The 20,669-nt window shown below is 28.3% G+C and carries 23 protein-coding genes and 1 pseudogene; all 24 read right to left on the bottom strand.

Annotated elements, in window-relative coordinates:
• Positions 1-41: 41 nt before the first annotated feature.
• Positions 42-2,105, bottom strand: coding sequence for a TonB-dependent receptor domain-containing protein (locus AVBRAN9333_RS04495; protein WP_336609505.1), 2,064 nt, complete (start codon positions 2,103-2,105; stop codon positions 42-44).
• Positions 2,106-2,298: 193 nt separating this feature from the next.
• The gene (gene recO, locus AVBRAN9333_RS04490) at positions 2,299-2,910 is read right to left on the bottom strand and encodes a recombination protein RecO (protein ID WP_336609504.1); all 612 of its coding nucleotides are present in this window, start codon (positions 2,908-2,910) and stop codon (positions 2,299-2,301) included.
• Positions 2,898-3,680, bottom strand: coding sequence for an ATP-binding protein (locus tag AVBRAN9333_RS04485; protein ID WP_214117410.1), 783 nt, complete (start codon positions 3,678-3,680; stop codon positions 2,898-2,900). Before AVBRAN9333_RS04485 ends, recO begins: the two co-directional genes overlap by 13 nt.
• Positions 3,666-4,346: pseudogene (locus AVBRAN9333_RS04480) on the bottom strand (5'-methylthioadenosine/adenosylhomocysteine nucleosidase); the annotation flags it as partial. The gene AVBRAN9333_RS04485 and the pseudogene AVBRAN9333_RS04480, both read right to left, overlap by 15 nt.
• A complete protein-coding gene (locus AVBRAN9333_RS04475) occupies positions 4,343-5,320 on the bottom strand; it encodes an ACP S-malonyltransferase (RefSeq protein WP_336609503.1) in 978 nt (325 codons plus the stop codon). The pseudogene AVBRAN9333_RS04480 and the gene AVBRAN9333_RS04475, both read right to left, overlap by 4 nt.
• A 443-nt stretch (positions 5,321-5,763) precedes the next feature.
• Positions 5,764-6,357, bottom strand: coding sequence for an FKBP-type peptidyl-prolyl cis-trans isomerase (locus AVBRAN9333_RS04470; protein ID WP_214117363.1), 594 nt, complete (start codon positions 6,355-6,357; stop codon positions 5,764-5,766).
• Between the two features lie 15 nt (positions 6,358-6,372).
• The gene (locus AVBRAN9333_RS04465; RefSeq protein ID WP_336609502.1) at positions 6,373-7,215 is read right to left on the bottom strand and encodes a tetratricopeptide repeat protein; all 843 of its coding nucleotides are present in this window, start codon (positions 7,213-7,215) and stop codon (positions 6,373-6,375) included.
• Between the two features lie 3 nt (positions 7,216-7,218).
• A complete protein-coding gene (locus tag AVBRAN9333_RS04460; protein WP_214117365.1) occupies positions 7,219-7,707 on the bottom strand; it encodes an OmpA family protein in 489 nt (162 codons plus the stop codon).
• Positions 7,708-7,767: 60 nt separating this feature from the next.
• Positions 7,768-8,937 carry a PD40 domain-containing protein gene (locus AVBRAN9333_RS04455; protein ID WP_214117366.1) on the bottom strand — a complete coding sequence of 390 codons (1,170 nt, stop codon included), beginning with the start codon at positions 8,935-8,937 and terminating at the stop codon, positions 7,768-7,770.
• Positions 8,934-9,761 carry a hypothetical protein gene (locus AVBRAN9333_RS04450; protein ID WP_336609501.1) on the bottom strand — a complete coding sequence of 276 codons (828 nt, stop codon included), beginning with the start codon at positions 9,759-9,761 and terminating at the stop codon, positions 8,934-8,936. The genes AVBRAN9333_RS04455 and AVBRAN9333_RS04450 overlap by 4 nt, the downstream gene beginning before the upstream one ends.
• The gene (locus tag AVBRAN9333_RS04445; protein WP_214117368.1) at positions 9,758-10,150 is read right to left on the bottom strand and encodes a biopolymer transporter ExbD; all 393 of its coding nucleotides are present in this window, start codon (positions 10,148-10,150) and stop codon (positions 9,758-9,760) included. Before AVBRAN9333_RS04445 ends, AVBRAN9333_RS04450 begins: the two co-directional genes overlap by 4 nt.
• Positions 10,140-10,667 carry a MotA/TolQ/ExbB proton channel family protein gene (locus AVBRAN9333_RS04440; RefSeq protein WP_214117369.1) on the bottom strand — a complete coding sequence of 176 codons (528 nt, stop codon included), beginning with the start codon at positions 10,665-10,667 and terminating at the stop codon, positions 10,140-10,142. The genes AVBRAN9333_RS04445 and AVBRAN9333_RS04440 overlap by 11 nt, the downstream gene beginning before the upstream one ends.
• On the bottom strand, positions 10,664-11,041 hold the full coding sequence (gene atpC / locus AVBRAN9333_RS04435) for an ATP synthase F1 subunit epsilon (protein ID WP_214117370.1): 378 nt from the start codon (positions 11,039-11,041) through the stop codon (positions 10,664-10,666). Before atpC ends, AVBRAN9333_RS04440 begins: the two co-directional genes overlap by 4 nt.
• Before the next feature lies 1 nt (position 11,042).
• Entirely contained in the window at positions 11,043-12,440 is a 1,398-nt protein-coding gene (gene atpD / locus AVBRAN9333_RS04430; RefSeq protein ID WP_214117371.1) for a F0F1 ATP synthase subunit beta, read from the bottom strand.
• An 8-nt stretch (positions 12,441-12,448) separates the two neighbouring features.
• Positions 12,449-13,327, bottom strand: coding sequence for an ATP synthase F1 subunit gamma (gene atpG, locus AVBRAN9333_RS04425; RefSeq protein ID WP_214117372.1), 879 nt, complete (start codon positions 13,325-13,327; stop codon positions 12,449-12,451).
• An 8-nt stretch (positions 13,328-13,335) separates the two neighbouring features.
• Positions 13,336-14,841 (bottom strand): F0F1 ATP synthase subunit alpha, encoded by a 1,506-nt coding sequence (gene atpA / locus AVBRAN9333_RS04420; protein ID WP_214117373.1) that lies wholly within the window; start codon positions 14,839-14,841, stop codon positions 13,336-13,338.
• Between the two features lie 11 nt (positions 14,842-14,852).
• Positions 14,853-15,359 (bottom strand): F0F1 ATP synthase subunit delta, encoded by a 507-nt coding sequence (locus tag AVBRAN9333_RS04415; RefSeq protein WP_214117374.1) that lies wholly within the window; start codon positions 15,357-15,359, stop codon positions 14,853-14,855.
• On the bottom strand, positions 15,359-15,847 hold the full coding sequence (locus tag AVBRAN9333_RS04410; protein ID WP_214117375.1) for a F0F1 ATP synthase subunit B family protein: 489 nt from the start codon (positions 15,845-15,847) through the stop codon (positions 15,359-15,361). The genes AVBRAN9333_RS04415 and AVBRAN9333_RS04410 overlap by 1 nt, the downstream gene beginning before the upstream one ends.
• 9 nt (positions 15,848-15,856) lie before the next feature.
• Entirely contained in the window at positions 15,857-16,282 is a 426-nt protein-coding gene (locus AVBRAN9333_RS04405; RefSeq protein ID WP_214117376.1) for a F0F1 ATP synthase subunit B family protein, read from the bottom strand.
• A 60-nt stretch (positions 16,283-16,342) separates the two neighbouring features.
• Positions 16,343-17,224 carry a ParB/RepB/Spo0J family partition protein gene (locus tag AVBRAN9333_RS04400; protein WP_214117377.1) on the bottom strand — a complete coding sequence of 294 codons (882 nt, stop codon included), beginning with the start codon at positions 17,222-17,224 and terminating at the stop codon, positions 16,343-16,345.
• A 3-nt stretch (positions 17,225-17,227) separates the two neighbouring features.
• Complete coding sequence (locus AVBRAN9333_RS04395) at positions 17,228-17,998, bottom strand: ParA family protein (RefSeq protein WP_214117378.1); 771 nt, start codon at positions 17,996-17,998, stop codon at positions 17,228-17,230.
• Complete coding sequence (locus AVBRAN9333_RS04390; protein WP_336609500.1) at positions 17,995-18,732, bottom strand: biotin--[acetyl-CoA-carboxylase] ligase; 738 nt, start codon at positions 18,730-18,732, stop codon at positions 17,995-17,997. Before AVBRAN9333_RS04390 ends, AVBRAN9333_RS04395 begins: the two co-directional genes overlap by 4 nt.
• Entirely contained in the window at positions 18,725-19,633 is a 909-nt protein-coding gene (gene fmt, locus AVBRAN9333_RS04385; protein WP_336609499.1) for a methionyl-tRNA formyltransferase, read from the bottom strand. Before fmt ends, AVBRAN9333_RS04390 begins: the two co-directional genes overlap by 8 nt.
• A 24-nt stretch (positions 19,634-19,657) precedes the next feature.
• Positions 19,658-20,650, bottom strand: a complete 993-nt coding sequence (gene obgE / locus AVBRAN9333_RS04380; protein ID WP_239802999.1) for a GTPase ObgE — start codon at positions 20,648-20,650, stop codon at positions 19,658-19,660.
• Between the last annotated feature and the right edge of the window lie 19 nt (positions 20,651-20,669).

The raw sequence follows: 20,669 nt of genomic DNA, 5'->3' as shown, positions 1-20,669 counted from the left end.
ATAATTGATATTCTAAAAAAGGCTAAAAAGCCTTTTTTAGTTTAGAATTTGTAACTAAAGCCTAGTTTTATATTTCTTCCTGCTTCATAGTCGTTTGCAGTTTCAACACCAAATCTTCTTTGAGAATGTGAAACATAAGTTTTATCAAATAGATTGCCAACGCTTAAGTTTATTTCAAGATTTTGAGTAGGCATATAACTTGCATATATTTCACTTACACCATAACCTGCTTTTTTAGTTCCATCTTCTAAAGTCTTACCAGCAAAAGCTATTAGGTTATAACCAAATAATGTATCAATTGGACTAGCAAAATATTCAGCATTAAATGTATATTTATCCCCACTATCACTATATGCCATTACGCCACCAACTTTACTTTTGTCTTTATGTTTTGTTGTTTGATGAGTATAACTTGCACTAAATTTTAAATTCTCATAAGCATAAGAAGCATATAATTCAACCCCACGAACATTAGATTTACCCATATTCATACGATTGTAATTATTCTTAATTGTTTGTCCGTTTTGAGTAGTTGTTACGCTTACATTTTCTTTAATTAAATTCTTATAATCAGTATAAAAATACTTAGCCACAAAATTAACATTATGTTCATTAAAGTTATTTTTATACCCAAATCCAGCTTCATAAGCATCACCTGTTTCAGGCTCTAAATTCTCATCAATATAATTTGTATTAAATGTATTTTCGCTAAGTCTTAAAGCTTCAATCGGATCAGGTCCTCTAAATACTTTTGAATACCCAGCAAATAAATTAATGCCGTTTTCTGCCTTATAATCAAGTGCTAATGCAGGGCTAAAATTATTAAATCCTTGAGTTTTCTTGCCAAAATTATCTATAGTAAATCTATCAAATCTAACTCCAGGAATTATGCTAAATCCACCAATTTGAATAGTATCTTGTAAAAATACTGATAGGTTGTTTGCTACTTCTTTAGGATGATTGTTTGTAGGAGTTACAGAAATTGCTCCATTTGTTGCATCTTTTAAACTTGAATGATTTTTTCTAAAGCTTGTAGTTTGATACCACTCAAGTCCATAAAATACTTCTTGATTAAAGCTAGTATTTTCAAATCTTGATTTATTGTTTAAATAAGCACCTGTGGTTTTTACCCCATCATTTGATAAAAATGCTTTACCACCTGATTTTTTAAACTCTGCATAATTTGGAACTTCATCTTTTATAAGCCTATGCTCTGTATGATAAACTCTAAATTCGCTATCAATTAATTCATTTGGATTGTAATTGTAATTAAATGTATAGGTATCTCTTTGCATTTTTTGAGGCAAAATAGGTTGAGCTCTTTCTCCTGCTTTTAGTGTGCCTGTATCAAATGCCACCGAGCCACCAAACTCACCTCTAAATGGAAAATCACCATCATATTCAGTATGCTCATAGCTAAGACCTGCTTTATGCTCATCTTTTTCATAATTTACTTTAAATAAATAGCTTAAATCATGACCCTTACCACCAATATCATTGCCATTTCCATCTTTTCCGAAGCCATAATTTTTATGATTAATATATGCTAAAAGACCAAAATTATTATCAGTTTTACCATAAGCCATTATGCTTTTTTGCCATTCTTTATTATTAGTTGAATAGCCTGTCTTAAACTTACCACCAAAACTCTCATCACCTTCTAATAAATCAAATGCACTTGCAGTCTTAAACGCAACCGAACCACCTAAAGCACCTGAGTTATTAGCAACACTTAAAACACCCACGCCAACATCAATAGCTTTTAATAAATCAACATCTAAAACTAAATCAGCCGAGTGATGAAAAATATTTCCACGTTGTCTTGCACCATCAATAGTAATATTAATACCCCTATCATTTACGCCACGCATATAAAGTTTTTGATTAAACTGATTTGTCCCTGCCACATAAACACCTGGAATATCACGCATAACATCTCTTATTGCACCTGCGTTTTTGTTTGAGATTTTTAGCGAATCAACATTAGAATATCCAATTGAACTAGCATTTACTTCAATAGTATCAAGATTAGCATTCTCATTAGCCAATAAGCCAACACCACCAAATAAGCATAAAGCCAAAGAAAGTTTTAAAGATTTTCTCAAAATATCTCCTTAATTGATAATAAAAATGATATTCTATAATATTTTTAGTTAATAACAAAAATAATTATCATAATATTTATAAGTTTTAAATAAATGATAGTTATATTGATAATAAATTTTATTTAAAATTCAAATTCATTGTAATATTGTTTAAGATTTTTAAAATAAAGAATTTAATTTAGCTTTTGTAGTTTTATAATTTTTTAGAAAATACTTCGTATAATAAATCTATTTCACTATCTTCAAATATAGCTGAATTTTTATTTTTTAGATAATCTTTCATCTTAATTTTATTGATACTTACACTCACTTTACAACTCCTACAATACATTAAAAATCCTTCTCCTAAAGAAAAAAAATCATTTAATTCTTTATTGCATTCCGTGCAAGTTTCACTAAAATAAAGCCTACCTTCATACTCAATCATCAAAGCATAAGCATCTAAAAATACTCTTTTATAATGTTGAGTTTTTAATCTATTAATTATTCTTAAACTTAAATCATAATAAAAACTTCCACACTCTTGATTATCTTTTAAATGCTCATATAAAAGCACACAAAAACTCTGCCAAGCCTTAATAATCTCATAATCATTCCAAGGTAAGGCTAATTGCATTGTTGAATGTAATTTTGGCAAAAATAAAGGCTGAATACTTAGCTCATAATCAATAATATTTCCGACTATTAAATGCGAGTGTCTAACTCCGTAAAATCTATAGCATTTTACTAATTCTTCGCTGCTTAGGATAAAGACTATTAAATCTTTATCCCTAACGCTAAAGGTATTTAAGATTATTCCTTGCAATAATTAGCACCTTCGTTTGCAAAAAAAGTATCGTAATGAATGTTAAAAAAGGCATTTTCAAGGCTTTTAAATAATTTTGGATTTTGTGCTTCAAGACTTGCTAAAAGCTCTTTTGTTTCTGCTCTTGCGTGTGGCATTTTTACATCAAATCTCATAGCAGGACAAGCTTCATCACCTATTGTTTTAAGACCATTTTTAATAGCATTTTCTCTTAACATTCTTTCACGAACAAATATCAAAGGACGAATTACGGTAATTCCTTGTGCTGAAGTGAATTTTGCAGCAAGTGTTCTTAAAGCTCCATTATAAGTAAAGTTCATAAAAAAGCTCTCAATAGCATCATCTAAATGATGTCCTAAAGCTAATTTATTAAAGCCATTTTCCTTAGCATAAGTATATAAATATCCCCTTCTCATACGAGAGAAAAACGAGCAAAAGCTTGAATTTTGACGGATTTTTTCACTAGAAATCTCATAAATGTTACTTTCAATTATTGTATGCTTTATGCCTAAAATCTTGCAATAATTACTTAGATATTTATAATCTTCACCCATTCCATAACTAAGCGTTACTGCTTCAAATTCAAACTTAAACGGGACTGCTCTTTGCATATGTTTAAGTAGCATTAGTAAGCTTAAGCTATCTTTTCCACCGCTAAGTCCTACTAAAACCTTATCGCCTTCTTCAATCAAATTAAACTTATCACAAGCTCTTGCCACTTCTTTAATAAGTCTTTTACTAAGCTCATTTTTAAACAAATGTTCGCACATTTTTAAGACAAATCTAGCACTATTTTTAGCAGCTAGTTCTAAAAACTCATCAAAACTAACATCAGCATTTCCTCCTGCATCATCGCTAATTGCTCTTAGTATAAAACAAGGCACATTAAGACTTTCGCAAACTAAAGCAACGCTTGCTCCTTCCATCTCAACCGCATCAGCATTAAAAGTATCTTTAATCCAATTTTTCTTAGTTTCATCGCAAATAAATTGATCAGATGTCGCAATAATGCCGCTAACTACATTTAAATCAAGCTCTTTTGCTACTTTTTTAGCAATATTATTTAATTTTTCACTTGTTTTTATAAAAACGCTAGTTTCAGGGACATAGCCAGGTTTGTGTCCGAATGCTGTTATATCTATATCATGCTGCACTAATTCTTCTGCAATTAATAAATCCCCTATTTTTAAATTAGGATTAAGCGACCCTGCAACGCCTGTAAAAAGCAAACAATCAGCCTTATATTTTTCTATCATTACACTTGCACTTAGAGCTGAATTTACTTTGCCTATTTTTGAATAAGCAATAATTAGTTCATGACCTGCGTAATCAATGAAATAATAAGTATTATTTGCATATTTACTTTCTTTATAAGAATACTCATTTAAAATTGGCTCAATTTCTTCACGCATAGCACCTAAAATTGCTATTTTCATAGGTTTTCCTTAAATATTTTTATAAAATTTTCAATATCTTCTAGGCTTTTTATACTAATACTTGGTTTGTTTGTTATTTTTTTATTAAGTCCGCATAAAACACTGCTTCCAAATTCTATAAAACCATCAACGCTATTTTCTATACTTTTTATGCTTTGTTTATATAAAACAGGCTTAATAAGTTGCTCTTTTATAGCTAAAATGGCTTCATTTTTAGTGCTATAAGGCTTTGTAAAAGCATTTGAGATTACTGGTATGAAATCATCATTAAACAACAATTCTTTTTCTAATTTATTAGCTGCACTTTGCATTAAAGGACAATGACTTGCTACGCTCATATTAAGTAGCATTGCTCTTTTTGCTCCAGCATTTTTAAAATCATCTATGCTATTTTCTAAATCTTTTTTAAGCCCAGCTACAACTATTTGACCATCGCAATTGTAATTTGCTGCATAGATTTGCTTATTTTCCTTATTTGCTTTAGCACAAATTTCTTCTACTAAATTATCATCTAAACCTAAAATAACCATCATAGAAGCAGGATTTTCGCTACTTGCACATTCTTGCATATATTTTCCACGCATATTTACTAGCTTTAAAGCATTTTTTAATTCAAGTGCATTATTTGCACATAAAGCCGAAAATTCTCCTAAAGAATGTCCTAAAGATGGAGTGTCTTCATAACTAATAAAAGGCTTTATATCATCTTTTTTTCTTAAAGAAATTCCATTTTCTTCTAGTAATTTTTCAAATACTTTATAATACATAATGCTATTTAGTAATATTGCAGGTTGGGTAAATTCACTTATATCTAATCTATCATTTTTACTAAAAATTAATTCTTGAAAATCAATACCACAAAAACTACTAACTTCATCATAAGTTTTTCTTACAAACTCAAAATTATCAAATAATTCTTGACCCATAAAAGCACTTTGAGAACCTTGACCTGGGTATAAAAATGCGTAATTCATATTTTTCCTTTTTAATTTATTTTATTATCAAATCTTATAATACAAGTATTAAAATCTTTTAATTACAGCTATTATAAATCTTTTTTACATTTTGTATAATATTATAAAAATATAAATTCCATTATTAAAATAATAAACGAAGTTTAACTTGTAATACTAATACAATCTATATTTTTAATATCATAATTTTAGCACTTTTTTATGATTAAATTAAAAATCAAGTTAAAAATAATAAGTTTTGTATATTTATAACTTACGATTATATATTAAAGATTGCTTGTAATTTATGAATTTGATAGCAATAAATGTATTTTAAAGATTTGACATAAAAAATAAAATTATAAAAATGATTAATTTTAAAAAACTGAATACTCTGAGTATATAATAAATATTAGTATAAGGCGAAATAAATCGCCTTAACAATTTTAGCTAAACCTTAGCTCTTAACCTCTGCAACAACCGCCGCCGTGGTGATGATGGTGATGATCATCTTCATCATCATGATGATGACCGCAACTTCCATCGCCTTTGCAACCACTATGTCCGTGATTTCCACATCCACATCCACCAGCTTGTGCTACTGCACCACTTTCTAATTCTTCAGGAGTAGCATCTCTTACTTCTTTAATATTTACGGTAAATAATAAATCTCTTCCTGCATAAGGATGATTATAATCAATTACTACGCTACTATCTTTGATTTCTTTAACAACAACTCTAACTGTTGAGCCATCTTCGTTTTCTCCGAATAATTCTAAGCCAACATTTAAATCAATGCCTGCGAATTGTTCTTTTGGTAATTCTTGAACCAAATTCTCATCATATTCTTGCCAAGCTTTATCTTTAGTGATTAAAATATCACTTTCATCACCCTCATTTAGTTTAGCAATTTCATCTTCTAAAGCCTCTAATACTTGATTTCTACCTAATAAAAATGAAATAGGATGAAAATCAGTATTATTTTCTAACACTTCATTAGTTTTTGCATCACGCAATATAAAATTAAGTGATACTACGCTGTCTTTTTTTATAGCCATTTTTAATCCTTTCTATTAATTTATACTTTTAGCTTCACTTGAATCTGGAAATTGTTTTTTAAGTGCTGCATAAAAATTATTTGCTTTTTCTGTTTCATTAATTGCCTTCAACGAATTTGCGGTATTTAATAAAATTAAAGGCATATTAGGAGCTTTTACCCCTTGATTATTATATAAATCTGAACTTGTTTTGTAATAATATATAGCATTTTTATAGTCTTTTTGTGCGTATGCAATTTGTCCTAAATAAAAATTACATTGTGCAGGTTTATGTTTTGCATTTACTAATTCTTCAAAAATTTTTGCGGAATTTTCATAATCTTTACTATTATATAAACTTATAGCATTTGCCATTTTTTGAGCTGGAGTTTCATTTTTAGCTGCAACCTCATTTGCTACTACTTGCTGAGTTGTAGATTTTACAGCTTTATTCTCGCCCAAGCTACTAACTAAATTTGTTAATTCACTTAAAGCCTTTTTTAACTGATTAATGCTGTTTTTTTGATTTTTTAATTCTTGTTTTATTTCAGAAATATCTTTATCATAAATATCAAGTTTTTCTTTTGAAAACTTTTCTACTTCTAATAATTTACCTTCAAAATTATAAGTTTTGTTATTCAAATCATCAACTACACTTTGAATACCTTCAATTCTTTCTAAAGCCTTATTTGTTTTAAAATCAACACCAGTATAATCTTTACTAAGAGTTTCAACCTTTTTTTTGTTCTCTAATAAAACTTTTTCATTTTCTGTTAGCCCATAAGGCTCTTTAATATTTATATTACCTGCATTAAAGGCTGAAGTTTCTGCGTAAATAATAGGGGCTAAAGCCCCTATAAAAAGTATTTGTTTTAGCATAAATTAAAACTGAACTTTTGTTTCTGCTCTACGATTTTGAGCATCGCATTCTTTTGTTTTATCATTACATACTGGGTTGTTTTCGCCATAGCTTTTAATTGTAATTCTTGAGCTGCTAACTCCTTGAGATTCTAAACCATCTTTAACAGCTTTAGCTCTTTTTAAACCTAAAGCTTGATTATATTCTTCACTACCCCACTCGTCGCAGTTACCTTCAACAACAATATTTAAATCTTTACCATCTTGATTTAATAAACTTGCGTTATTTGATACTACGCCATACATATCTGAACGAATATCATATTTGTCAAAGTCAAAATATACTTTACCTAAAGAATTATTAATTCTTTCTAGTTTAGTATTAATATCTTCCTTAACATCTACATTCATATCTGGAGCAACCTCCACTTTTTTTGGAGCCTCAACTGTAGCCTTTTGACTACAACCAACAACTAAAGCTGCTAAAGCAACTGCATAAGCTAATTTTTTCATTTTTTTCCTTTCATAAAAAGTAATTGAAATTATAATTTCCAAAACTAAAAATTTATTTAATTACCAATCCAAAGTTGAAATTTTACCAACTTTTAGTGGGAAATGATACACTTTATTCTCATCAAGTCTTAAAATTCCTAAAGAACTTTGCATTCCTAATAATTTTATAAACATAATTGTCTTACCATCGCTACTAAAATTAGGGAAAATATTTCTACCATTTAATGTTAATTGTCTTACATATTGCGAATCAGTTGCCATAACATATAAGTTAAAATCTCCTGATTTTTCACGACTTGAATAAACTATATAATTATTATAAACACTAAAGGCAGAATTGTTTTTACCATGATAAACTAATTGAGTTGCGTTAGTTTTATCAAGACCTTGTAAATATAAATTAGGATAAGAACTTCTATCGCTAACAAAAGCAAAACTATCACTACCTACAAATCTTGCACTAACATCTATTCCTTTATACATAGTAAGTCTTTTTGTATTTTTAGTATTTAAATCTAATAAAAATATTTCTGGTTGATCTTCTGTTGTTTTAGTAATTAATGCTTTAGTTCCATCTTTGCTAATATCACTAAGTGCTAACATACCAGAACCTTGAGTAATTAAAGTTTTTTGATTATTCAATAAATTATATTTATATATACTCAAAATATCTTTATTATAATCTGTATAATAAAATTCATTTTGATTGCTATTTGCCCATTTTGCAAATAAATTTAATCCACCTTGCATAATAATTTTTTGATAATTTAAAGTGTAATCTGCAATAAGAATTTGACTTTGCTTAGCAGCTATTTTTCTAGTAATTAAAATCTTTTTATTCATCCAGTCTAAATCTGCTAATTTTAAGTCCTTAAACATTTGTGAAATTGCTTTGTGAGATAAAAACACATAAGCACTTTTTGGATAAGTAAAAGTATTGTTATACTTAATTTCATTATTCATACCCTTAAGAGTTATGCTTAACTCATAATTATTTCCTACAGGATTTAAATTATAATTTAATTCATAATTTGCATTATTTTCATTAGTAATTTCAAATTTAGAACTTACTAAAACATCATTTTTAATTACCTTATCAAAATCAAAATTAACCAAACTACTTGTAGTTATTCTAATCTTAGGCAACACCTCTTGCTCGCTAACCACATCCATAATAATATCAGCAGTTAAGCATACTAAACTAAAACATAATAAAAATATCTTTTTCATTTTATCTCCTTGATACTTAATATAACCGAAAGCCTTAAACTACCACTATAATCTTGTTGATTTGGTGGAATTCCTAAATTTTTGTTTTGTTGATTAATAGTTTGTATAAAAATTCTTGCCTTTTGTCTTAAAGCAGAACTTTCATTAAAACCATTATCTTTGATTTTTATTATACCATTTTTTGATATTGTAAAAGCTACTTCAAAAATTTCCTTATCATTAATATCTGAACTATTAGCAGTTACTAAACTCCAAACATTTTTCAAATACGCATTCACTCTACCAAAATATTCATCATAAATTCCAGAAACCTTAGCAGATGTTTGTGTAGTCTCTGAATTATTATTTGACTTAATTGTTGTATTAGCTAATTGTGATTGTATTTTTTTTAAAGCATCTAATTGTGATTGATTTAATTTATTTTCTTCTTGCTTAGTTTCCTTTTTTGGATTTTTTCTTTCACTTTTGCTAACTTTTAAATCCCCAAACAAATTACTTAAATCACTATCACTATCTTTACTATCAGTTTGTTGTTCTACTTTTTCATTTTGTTCAATTACTTTATTTTGATTATCTTTTGTAGCATTATCATTGCTTGTATTTTCTGTACTTTTATTTATTTTTTTTGCTACTTCTTTAGTATAGTCTTGTTTAACCTCGGCTGGAGTTTCAACATTATCTTCTACGAACAATATATCCACTTCACTATTACCATATTTAATAACTTCTTCATTTTTAGCAAAAATATTTATTAGCAAAATAAATATTAATATAGTAAGCACATATATTAAACAAGATAATAAAAAAGCTTTTGATTTACTCATTTTGTTTGAAGTGAAATTTTTACAAATCCTGCTTTTGAAAAAGTTGATAATACTTGCATTAGCTTATCGTAACTTATATCTTTATCTCCAGATATATAAACTATTTTATCTTTATCAAATTGATTTTTAATTAAACTAAAATTATCAAAAAAAGCAATATAAGGATATTTTTTCTTATTTAAAACTACTTCATCTTTTGTAATGCTTACGAAAATATCATCTTTTTTTGCTTTGCTAACACTTGATTTTGAGCCATTTGGTAAATTAATATTTTCATCATATTTTAAATTAGGAATTACTAGCATTAAAATTACCAATAACACTAACATAACATCAACTAAAGGAGTTATGTTTAACTCTGGGTCTTCGTGTAAAAAATCATTTTTCATCGCTAATAATCTTTATTTGACTCTCTAAAATATTTAAACATTCAAATACTTTTCGTTTCACAATTAAATGAAATGTATAAGCTAAAATAGCAGAAATAATCCCACTAGCAGTAGCTATTAAAGCATGACCAATTGGAGAAGCGATTTGAGTAATATCACCATTTCCATTTAAAGATATTAAAGTAAAGTATATTGAAACAACGGTTCCAAACAATCCTATAAAAGGCGAAGTAGTAGCAATAATACTAAGCCAAGTAAGGCCTTCACTAAGATTTTTAGAAGCCTCATTATAATAAATCTCTAATTTTTTCATAGAACCTTCACAAGGTTTAAAATAAGCCTCAAAAGATAAATCTTGATTTTTTAATAACCTATCTAAAGTTCTTAACTCTTCTTGATAAAATTTAGAAATATTGCTTAAGCGATATAAAAAAATCGCTAAAGCAATAATAGAATAAAAACCTAAAATCCCAACTGCTAATAAAGTAGCTAAGTCAAAATCTGAAATCAAATTCATTTAGAATCCAGTCTTCCTAAAGTTGCGGCAAGGGTTGCTGAATTTGCACCTGCTGATTTTAATAATTCTTTAGCTTCTTCTAACTTTTTTTTGCTTATTGAATTATCATTACCACCTAGATAAACAGCACCTTGAGCCAAAATAACAACACTATTTTCATCAACTTTTACATGGCCTGAATCAATAGCTATAAGCTCCTTTGAACCATCATAATTTTCCACACTAATTACACCAGCTTGAAGCAAAGAAATTACAGAAGCGTGGTTTGGCAAAACACCAAACTCACCTTCACTTCCTGGCACCAACACTGATTTAACTTCTGAATTAAAGATTTCTCCGTGTGGAGTAACTATTTCTAAAGTTAATTTATCCATATTAAGCCTTTAATTTTTCTGCTTTCTTAATAGCCTCTTCAATATTTCCTACCATATAAAATGCGTTTTCAGGTAAGTCATCATATTTACCTTCTAATATACCTTTAAATCCAGCTATGGTTTCTTCAAGGCTTATATATTTTCCAGGACTACCTGTGAAAACTTCAGCTACGAAGAATGGTTGTGATAGGAATTTCTCAATTTTTCTAGCTCTTTCAACAACTAATTTATCTTCTTCGCTAAGTTCATCCATACCTAAAATAGCTATGATATCTTGTAAATCTTTATATTTTTGAAGCACACTTTGAACTCCACGAGCTACCTTATAATGCTCTTCACCAATAATTTGTGGGTCAAGCATTCTTGAAGTTGAATCAAGTGGATCAACCGCAGGATAAATTCCTTTTTCAGCAATACTTCTATTTAAAACCGTTGTAGCATCTAGGTGAGCAAAAACAGTTGCAGGCGCTGGGTCTGTTAAGTCATCAGCAGGAACATAAACAGCTTGAACTGAAGTAATTGAACCTTTTTTAGTTGATGTAATTCTTTCTTGGAATTTACCCATTTCACTTGCTAAAGTTGGCTGATAACCAACAGCTGAAGGAATACGACCAAGTAAAGCCGACATTTCTGAACCTGATTGAGAAAATCTAAAGATATTATCAATAAACATTAAAACATCAAGTCCCATTTCATCTCTAAAATATTCAGCCATTGTAAGACCTGTTAAAGCAATACGATTTCTTGCCCCTGGTGGTTCATTCATTTGACCATAGCATAAAGCAACTTTATCTAAAACATTACTTTCTTTCATTTCATTATAAAGGTCATTTCCTTCACGAGTTCTCTCACCAACACCAGCAAATACTGAATAACCACTATGTTTAAATGCAACATTGTGAATTAATTCCATAATAATAACTGTTTTACCAACACCAGCACCACCAAATAATCCTACTTTACCACCTTTTGCATAAGGAGCAAGTAAATCAACTACTTTAATACCAGTTTCAAATATTTCACTTTTTGTGCTTTGGTCTTCAAATTTAGGTGGTTCTCTATGAATAGCCCATTTTGTTTCATAATTTTCTGGAGCACCTTCATCAATTAAATCTCCAACCACATTGAAAATTCTTCCTAAAACTTTTTCCCCAACAGGAACACTAATTGGAGCACCTAAGCTAACAGCTTTAGTTCCTCTTACTAAACCATCAGTCATATCCATAGCAATAGTTCTTACACGGCCATCACCTAAATGTGCTGCTACTTCTAATATTAAACGAATTTGCTTACCTTCAACCTCATAATTTACTTCAATAGCTTCATTGATTTGTGGTAAATAATCGCTAAATTCAACATCTACAACAGGTCCTAATACCTGAGATATAAATCCTTGCATATATTCTCCTATTCTTTCATTGATTCAACACCACTGATAATTTCAATTAATTCAGTAGTTATGCTTTCTTGTCTTGCTTTATTATAAGCTAAATTAAGTTCTTTAACCCTTGCTTTAGCATTATTAGTTGCGTTATCCATTGCTTGCATTCTAGCACTATGTTCAGCTGCTAAACTATCTATCAATGAATAAAACATACTATATTCTATATATCTTTTTAATAATTCTTCTAAAACTTCCTTTTCTTCAGGTTCAATTTCTAATAAAGAATTTGAATTAGTAATTTCAGAATTACTTGAATCTACAGGTAATAAATTACACACTGATAATTCTTGAGAAATCATATTTTTATAGCCATTATGAACTAATATTATCTTATCAGTTAATGCTTTTTCATAATCACTAATAGCTAAATTAATAATTTCTCTAGCTTTTTCATAATCAGGTGAAGAACTAACGCCTGTATATTTATCTAGTATTTCAATTTTTTGAAAATTAAAAAACTCAATACCAACTTTTCCTATAGCTCTTAATCTAGTTTTAATACCTTTTTCTTTATTTTCTTTAATAATTTTACTAACTTCTTTTAAAGTTTTGATATTAAAACCACCGCACAAACCTTTGTCCGAAGTAATAAATACAACATCCACAATCTTAATCTCATGCTTACCAAAAAATCTACTATCTTTAGCCATATCAAATTGATTTAGCTTAAATGAAATTTCTTGCATAACCTCTTGCAATTTACTTGCATATACTTTAGACTTCTTAGCAAGCTCTTCTGCTTTTTTTAATTTAGCAGTAGAAACTAATTTCATAGCATTAGTAGTCTTTTGAGTATTATGAACGCTCTTTATTTTTCTTTTTATCTCTTTTAAATTCGCCATTACAAAACCTACGCTTGTGTTGCTTTAAACTCATTTAATAAATTTTTAATTTTATCTTCTAAATCACTATCTAAAGCTTTTTTAACTCTAATTTGCTCAAAAATCTCAGGAGACTTTGTTTCAATATAAGCATATAAATCATTTTCAAATTTAGTAATCTTATCTACAGCAATATCATCTAAAAATCCTCTAGTACCTGCATAAATTAGAACTATTTGCTTTTCAATAGCTAATGGGCTATATGGAGGTTGTTTTAATACTTCAACCATTCTTTGACCACGCTCTAATTGTTTTCTTGAACTCTCATCTAAATCACTTGCAAATTGTGCAAATGCTTGTAATTCACGATATTGCGCAAGGTCTAATCTTAATGTTCCTGATACTTGTTTTGTAGCTTTAATTTGAGCAGAACCACCTACCCTAGATACTGATAAACCTACGTTAATAGCAGGACGAATACCTGAGTTAAATAAATCTGTTTCTAAGAATATTTGTCCATCTGTAATTGAAATAACATTAGTTGGAATATATGCTGAAACATCTCCTGCTTGAGTTTCAATAATAGGTAAAGCTGTTAACGAACCTGCACCTAAAGCATCACTTAATTTTGAAGCTCTTTCTAATAATCTTGAATGTAGATAGAATACATCGCCTGGATAAGCTTCACGACCTGGAGGACGGCGTAAAATCAAGCTCATTTCACGATAAGCTACTGCGTGCTTACTTAAATCATCATATACTATTAAAGCATGTTTGCTATTGTCTCTAAAATACTCACCCATTGTAACGCCTGTATAAGGAGCAAGGTATTGAAGAGCCGCTGAATCACTCGCAGTTGCACTTACTACTATTGTATAATCCATAGCCCCATGTTCTTCAAGTTTTTTAACAACTTGCGCAACAGTGCTTTGTTTTTGTCCAATAGCTACATAAATACATACAACATTTTGACCTTTTTGATTAATTATAGTATCTACTGCTACGGTTGTTTTACCTGTTTGTCTATCTCCAATAATCAACTCTCTTTGACCGCGACCAATTGGAACAAGGGCATCAATTGCTTTAATACCTGTTTGTAATGGTTCATGAACGCTTTTTCTAGCCATAATACCTTTAGCTTTTTCTTCAACAAATGCAGTTTTTGTAGTATTTATAACACCTTTTGCGTCGATTGGCTCTCCTAAAGCATTAACAACACGACCAATTAATTCTTCACCAACTGGAACTTTTAATAATTGTTTTAATCTTTTAACAGAGCTACCTTCTTTAATATTTGAAAAACTTCCTAAAACTACAACACCAACACTATTTTCTTCAAGGTTTAATGCCATACCTTTTTCGCCATTTTCAAATTCAACCATTTCTCCTGCCATAACATTTTTTAATCCAAAAACATTAGCAACACCATCAGCTATTGAAATAACTTTACCAGTTTCTTCAATTTCTAAATTTAAATTAAAATTCTCAATTCTTTCTTTAATAATTGAGCTAATTTCATTTGCGTTAAAACTCACTGTTACTCCTCTTAAATTGCTTTCATTATATGCTGTTTGATTTTATCTTTTAATGAAGTTTCTGATACTATTATTTCATATCCTAAGTCTTCAATATAAATCTTTATTTCATTTTTATCATGAATTATATTTTTTAGTTTTATTTCTTTTTTAAAATAATTTGATAATTCTTTTTCGTGCTTTAATATATCATTATCACTAATTTTTTCTTTAGAATAAATATCAGCATAATAAATATTATTTTCTAAAGCTAATTTTTTAACTAATCCATCATAAACAACTGGAACTTTATCAAGTTTATTATTTACTCCTAATACCTTTAAAAAATTAATAATTTCTTTTTTGTTTGTATTAGATAAACTCACTAAAAACTCTATCTTTTTATCTAAGCTAATGCCAACTGCATTTATTATCACTAATGTTTTTTTATCTTTAAAGGCTTCTTTTAAAATCTCAAAACAAGATATAAATTCTTCCCTATCTTTTCTTTGCATTATTATATTTACATACTTTTCCATTAGCTAACTTTCCTTGAAACAATATCTAACAAATCAGATTGTTTTAAATTAACATTAGTATTTAAAAGCTCTTCTATAAGTTCATTGACAACTTCTTCTTTAGCCTTTTTCTCTTCAAATATTTTTTGCTCTTCATAAGATTTTTTCATATTTTCTATCTCATTATTAGCATCTTTTAAAATATTTTCATTTAATTTTATAGCTTGTTCTTTAGCTAATTCTATTAGCTTATCAGCCTCGTTATTAGCTATCTCTATTTTTTTAATTGCTTCTTCTTTATTTTTTTTAGCCTCATCTAAGCTTTTTTCTATTGATACTAATCTATTTTTAATATTATCAATTCTATCACAATATATCTTTTTAATTGTTTTAGCAAGTAATAAATACATCATAACAGCAAAAATTACAAAATTTATAGTTCTATAGAAAATATCTGTATCACTAGCTAACAAATAAGTAGGTAATAAAATCCATATTAATCTGTTCATAAAGCAACCTTAAATTTTTTCTATACTTGCTCTTAAAGCATTTTCACACTGAAACAAATCAGCTTTCAACTCATTTTTAAACTGAATTTTTTTTGCTTCAAGTTCAGTTAAAAATTTCTGATAGTCTAAATCAAGACTAGCCTTTTTTTCTGCTATAGCTTTGCTTGCTTGCTCTTTTGCTACGGCAACTTGCTCGCTTTTGATGGCTTGAGCTTTAGCTCTTGCATCAGCATAAATCTTAGCAATTAATGTTTCATTATTACTAGCGTCTGTGTTATTTTGCTGAATTCTAGCTTCATCTTCTTTTATACCATCATCTCTATTTTTCATAAAGGTTAGCAATGGTTTGTATAAGATGTAATCTAAAATCCAAAGCAATATTAAAAACAACATAGCTGTTAATAACATCATTTTAAGATCTAAGTCATCAAACATACATTCTCCTTATTTTGATAAAACTTTATATTAACATAAAAAAATCAAATAATATTTAAATTATAAGTTTTTTATAGCATTTTCAACAAAATTTTTAGTATTTTCTTGATTTAAATTAAATATAAGTTTGCCATTTTGTATTTTAAAATCTATTTTAAATTCTTTTAATTTTTTTAACAAACTATCATCAATTATGTTATTTGTATTTTTACCCTTGAGTTTATTTGCTAGTTTTTCACAATCTCTAACATTTAATTTTTGACCAATAATTGTATTTACTAAAATCTTTTCATCTTCTTTTTGACCTGCTATTACTTTAGCATGACCTGCACTTAATTTGCCATCAATAATTAATTTTTGAGTATCTTCACTAAGAGTAAGTAATCTTAAAGTATTTGCTATATTTGCTCTACTTTTTTGAATACTATGCGCTAATTCTTCTTGAGTAATTTTTCTAACTCTCATTAACTCTTTATAAGCTAAAGCAAGTTCAATAGGATTTAAATCTTCTCTTTGAATATTTTCAAGTAAAGCTAATTCTCTTGTTTTACTTGAATCTATATTTGCAATAATTGCTTTAATTTTTGTTTCACCTAAAGCTTTAATAGCCCTTAATCTTCTCTCGCCAGCAATTAAAAAATATTTAGTTACTTTTTCTAAATTTTCTCCATTTTCCATTGCCTTTTCACAAAGCTCATCAGCATCTATTACAACAATTGGTTGTAATAATCCGTGATTTTTAATGGAATTAGCAAGTTCATTTATACTATCTTCATTAAAACTTTTTCTTGGCTGATATGGATTTGGAGTTATATCATCTATACTAATATCTCTTATAGTATCTAAATCACTTCTAAAAACTCCACTTAACTCATCATCATAAGCTAAAGATATATCATCTAAAATACTACTAAAATCTGAACCTAAAGATTTTTTTGCCATTTTCTATCCTATTAAAGAATGTGCTAAGCTTTGATAAGCAACACAACCTGGAGATTTTATATCATACAATATTATAGGTTTTCCAAAACTTGGACTTTCTGCTAGTTTTACATTTCTTGGAATTATTACTATCTCTCCATCTTTTCTAAATAACTTACCACTTAAATGCTTTTTAAGTTCGGCAACCGTATCCTTTGAAAGATTATTCTGTGGGCTATACATAGTAGGTAAAATTCCCCTTATTCTTAACTTCGGATTTATTGCTTCTCTTATATTATGAATTGTCCTTAAAATATGTGCCAAACCTTCTAATGCTAAATATTCACATTGAATCGGGATTATTACATCAGTGCTTGCTGCAAGTGCATTAATTGTGATATTTCCTAATGCAGGTGGCGAATCTATTATTATATAATCATATCTATTTACAACATCTTTTAAAGCTTTTCTTAAAATTTGTTTATTATTTACACCTGTTCCTAATTCTTGCTCAAAATTAGTAAGAACAATATTTGATGGAGCAAGGTCTAGTTTATTCAAACTTGTCTTTAAAATAATCTCATCTAATGTTTTTTTACCACTTAATACATGATATATATTAAATTCAAAATCACTTCTTTTAAATCCGTAACCTGTGGTAGCATTACCTTGTGGATCCATATCTATTAGTAAAACACTTTTTTCAGCTACCGCAAGAGAAGCTGCTAAATTCACTGCCGTTGTTGTTTTACCTACCCCACCCTTTTGATTAGCTATTGTTATAATTTCACTCATCTTAAACTATATATCCTTTTGTTATCTACTAAAATAGAACCATCTTCATATAATTTTACATCATTTAATGAATAAGTATTATCATCATTTTTAAAATAAAACGATCTACTTAATTCAAAATCACTCTTATAATAATCAAAAATTTCTTTCCAAGAAATATTAAGATTTATTCTATCAAAAAAAGTTTTAAGTAATGTTGAATATGAAATATCTATATCTAAAATATTAGCATCTACTGGTGCTGTAGTTATGTTTACACCAATACCGCAAACTAATTTATTTTTTATTTTTGCAGTAATTAGCCCTCCAATTTTTTTATTATCTAAATAAAAATCATTAGGCCATTTGATAAAAACTTTTGAACCAAATTCTTTTAAGACTATTTTCATTATCATAGAATAATATATACTAGCTGATTGAATAGGTAAATCATCTGGTAAATTATCATTAAAAAAAGATAAATATAAATTATTTTTTATATCTAAATTAAATTTATTATATTCATCAAAAAATATAAAATCTATATCTTTAAAATACTGATTATGAATCTTAGAATTTATATTGCCAAGTGAATCGGTATTATCGCTAATCCAATTTCTATTACAAGAGCCAATTCCGTTAGTTTGTTTAAGCGTAGCCAATGCAAATGCGTGTTCTTTAAAACCATTTCTAATAGCATTTATAAGCTCAACTTGAGTTGAACTTATACAATTACAAAAAGCTAGATTATACAATGCTATCTCCTTGCTTTAACCTTTTACCATTTAAATATACATTAGCATCTAAAGACTTTTTACCTGCATCTTGCAATTTATAAACTTTTAAGCTGCCTTTTTTACAAGTTAAAATTAAATAATTTTTACCTATTTCTTTTATAAGCCCTTCTTTATTATCACTTTCACATTCATTCAATTCAAGTTCATTTAGCTTTAAACCATTTTCTAAAAATATATTAGGCCAATCATAAAATGCTAAATATTTTTGGTAGATTTCTTTAGCATTATTTAGCTCAATTAAACCATCTTGTTTTTTGATAATTTTTGTATGAGTTACCTTTGAATCATCTTGCTTAACAGGTTGAAAATAATTTGGATTTTCTAAAAATTCCAAAAGCATTTTTGCTGATAATTTAGACATTTTGTCAAATACTTGTGGAGAATTTAAATCCTTAATATTTAATTCTTGTTGATATAAAATATCTCCAGTATCAAGACCTATATCCATATTCATAAGTGTAACTCCACTTATAATATCACCATTTAAAATAGCACTTTGTATAGGTGAAGCTCCTCTATAATAAGGAAGTAAACTAGCATGAGTATTAATACAAGGTGCTATGTCTAAAATCTCTTTTGGCAGTATTTTTCCATAAGCTGCAACTATTATAAAATCTGGTTTTTTATTGTTAATTAAATTTCTAATCTCTTCATTATTTCTTAAGCTTTTTGGTTGTGCTAATTCTAAGTTTAGTTTTAACGCAATCTCTTTTACCGGACTTGGAGTTAATATTTTTTTTCTTCCAACTTCTTTATCTATTTGGGTTAAAACTAGACTTACATTATGAAATTTACTAAGCTCTTCTAAAATAAATGCCGAAAATTCGGGCGTGCCCATAAATACTATATTTTTTTTCATGATATACCTAAAAATTAAGATATGTTATTCAAATAACATTTTTGATAAAGATAATTTTAACTCTTTAATACCATCATTAGTAACTGAAGATATTTTTGTAACAAAAACTAAATTATCATATCTTTTTAAATACTCATTTAAAAGTTCTAATTCTTGAATTAAATTCTCTTTAGCCACATCACATCTTGTGATTGCAACTGCAAATTTAAAATCATTCAAGCCATAAGCTTCAAGTTCTTTATATAAGTTGATAAATTGTTCTTTAACGCTCATTTCTTTAAAACTATCTAGCATAAATAATAAGCATTTTGATCTTGATATGTGTTTTAAGAACTCATATCCTAAACCTTTTCCTTCGCTAGCACCTTCTATAATTCCTGGTATATCAGCCATTACAAACGAGTAATCATTAATATCTACAACACCTAATTTTGGAGTAAGAGTTGTAAATTCATAATCAGCAATTTCTGGCTTAGCATTACTTACTATACTAATTAAAGTAGATTTTCCAACATTAGGATATCCAACTAATCCAACATCAGCAATTAATTTTAATTCAAGTCTTACTTCTAGACTTTCTCCTTTTTTGCCAGGTTGAGCGTATGTAGGTCTTTGATTAACAGAACTTTTAAAGTGTCTATTTCCAAGGCCACCTAAACCACCATTTAGTAAGACTATTTGCTCTCCTAAACTCGTAAAGTCATGTAAGATTTCATTGGTATTAATATCAATAATTTGAGTACCTATTGGAACCTTTATTTCTAAATTCTCACCTTTTTTACCACTTTTATTTCTAGGTAATCCACAATCACCATTACTAGCCTTTAAATGTGTTTTGCCTTTAAAATGTGCTAAAGTATGAAGATTATTATCACAAATAACCACTACATCGCCACCACGACCGCCATCGCCGCCATCAGGACCACCTAGTGGTACATGTTTTTCACGGCGAAATGAGCTAGCACCCGCTCCGCCGTTACCAGAGCTCAGCCTAATTTTTATACTATCAACAAACATTACCTAAGCTCCTTTTAAT

Origin of the sequence: Campylobacter sp. RM9333 (assembly GCF_020137705.1) — a bacterium.
GTDB lineage: Bacteria > Campylobacterota > Campylobacteria > Campylobacterales > Campylobacteraceae > Campylobacter_E.
The sequence above is the reverse complement of the archived record's forward strand: the minus strand, read 5'-3'. Positions and strand labels throughout refer to the sequence as shown.

What these genes read in the sequence shown, in the direction of transcription:
- AVBRAN9333_RS04415 (WP_214117374.1), bottom strand. Translation starts at nt 15,359, where the DNA reads ATGGAAAAGTATGTAAATATAATAATGCAAAGAAAAGATAGGGAAGAA.
- AVBRAN9333_RS04485 (WP_214117410.1), bottom strand. Translation starts at nt 3,680, where the DNA reads ATGTGCGAACATTTGTTTAAAAATGAGCTTAGTAAAAGACTTATTAAA.
- AVBRAN9333_RS04475 (WP_336609503.1), bottom strand. Translation starts at nt 5,320, where the DNA reads ATGAATTACGCATTTTTATACCCAGGTCAAGGTTCTCAAAGTGCTTTT.
- atpD (WP_214117371.1), bottom strand. Translation starts at nt 12,440, where the DNA reads ATGCAAGGATTTATATCTCAGGTATTAGGACCTGTTGTAGATGTTGAA.
- AVBRAN9333_RS04465 (WP_336609502.1), bottom strand. Translation starts at nt 7,215, where the DNA reads ATGCTAAAACAAATACTTTTTATAGGGGCTTTAGCCCCTATTATTTAC.
- AVBRAN9333_RS04440 (WP_214117369.1), bottom strand. Translation starts at nt 10,667, where the DNA reads ATGAATTTGATTTCAGATTTTGACTTAGCTACTTTATTAGCAGTTGGG.
- AVBRAN9333_RS04445 (WP_214117368.1), bottom strand. Translation starts at nt 10,150, where the DNA reads ATGAAAAATGATTTTTTACACGAAGACCCAGAGTTAAACATAACTCCT.
- AVBRAN9333_RS04460 (WP_214117365.1), bottom strand. Translation starts at nt 7,707, where the DNA reads ATGAAAAAATTAGCTTATGCAGTTGCTTTAGCAGCTTTAGTTGTTGGT.
- atpC (WP_214117370.1), bottom strand. Translation starts at nt 11,041, where the DNA reads ATGGATAAATTAACTTTAGAAATAGTTACTCCACACGGAGAAATCTTT.
- atpG (WP_214117372.1), bottom strand. Translation starts at nt 13,327, where the DNA reads ATGGCGAATTTAAAAGAGATAAAAAGAAAAATAAAGAGCGTTCATAAT.
- AVBRAN9333_RS04470 (WP_214117363.1), bottom strand. Translation starts at nt 6,357, where the DNA reads ATGGCTATAAAAAAAGACAGCGTAGTATCACTTAATTTTATATTGCGT.
- AVBRAN9333_RS04455 (WP_214117366.1), bottom strand. Translation starts at nt 8,937, where the DNA reads ATGAAAAAGATATTTTTATTATGTTTTAGTTTAGTATGCTTAACTGCT.
- AVBRAN9333_RS04405 (WP_214117376.1), bottom strand. Translation starts at nt 16,282, where the DNA reads ATGTTTGATGACTTAGATCTTAAAATGATGTTATTAACAGCTATGTTG.
- AVBRAN9333_RS04395 (WP_214117378.1), bottom strand. Translation starts at nt 17,998, where the DNA reads ATGAGTGAAATTATAACAATAGCTAATCAAAAGGGTGGGGTAGGTAAA.
- AVBRAN9333_RS04400 (WP_214117377.1), bottom strand. Translation starts at nt 17,224, where the DNA reads ATGGCAAAAAAATCTTTAGGTTCAGATTTTAGTAGTATTTTAGATGAT.
- AVBRAN9333_RS04450 (WP_336609501.1), bottom strand. Translation starts at nt 9,761, where the DNA reads ATGAGTAAATCAAAAGCTTTTTTATTATCTTGTTTAATATATGTGCTT.
- fmt (WP_336609499.1), bottom strand. Translation starts at nt 19,633, where the DNA reads ATGAAAAAAAATATAGTATTTATGGGCACGCCCGAATTTTCGGCATTT.
- obgE (WP_239802999.1), bottom strand. Translation starts at nt 20,650, where the DNA reads ATGTTTGTTGATAGTATAAAAATTAGGCTGAGCTCTGGTAACGGCGGA.
- AVBRAN9333_RS04410 (WP_214117375.1), bottom strand. Translation starts at nt 15,847, where the DNA reads ATGAACAGATTAATATGGATTTTATTACCTACTTATTTGTTAGCTAGT.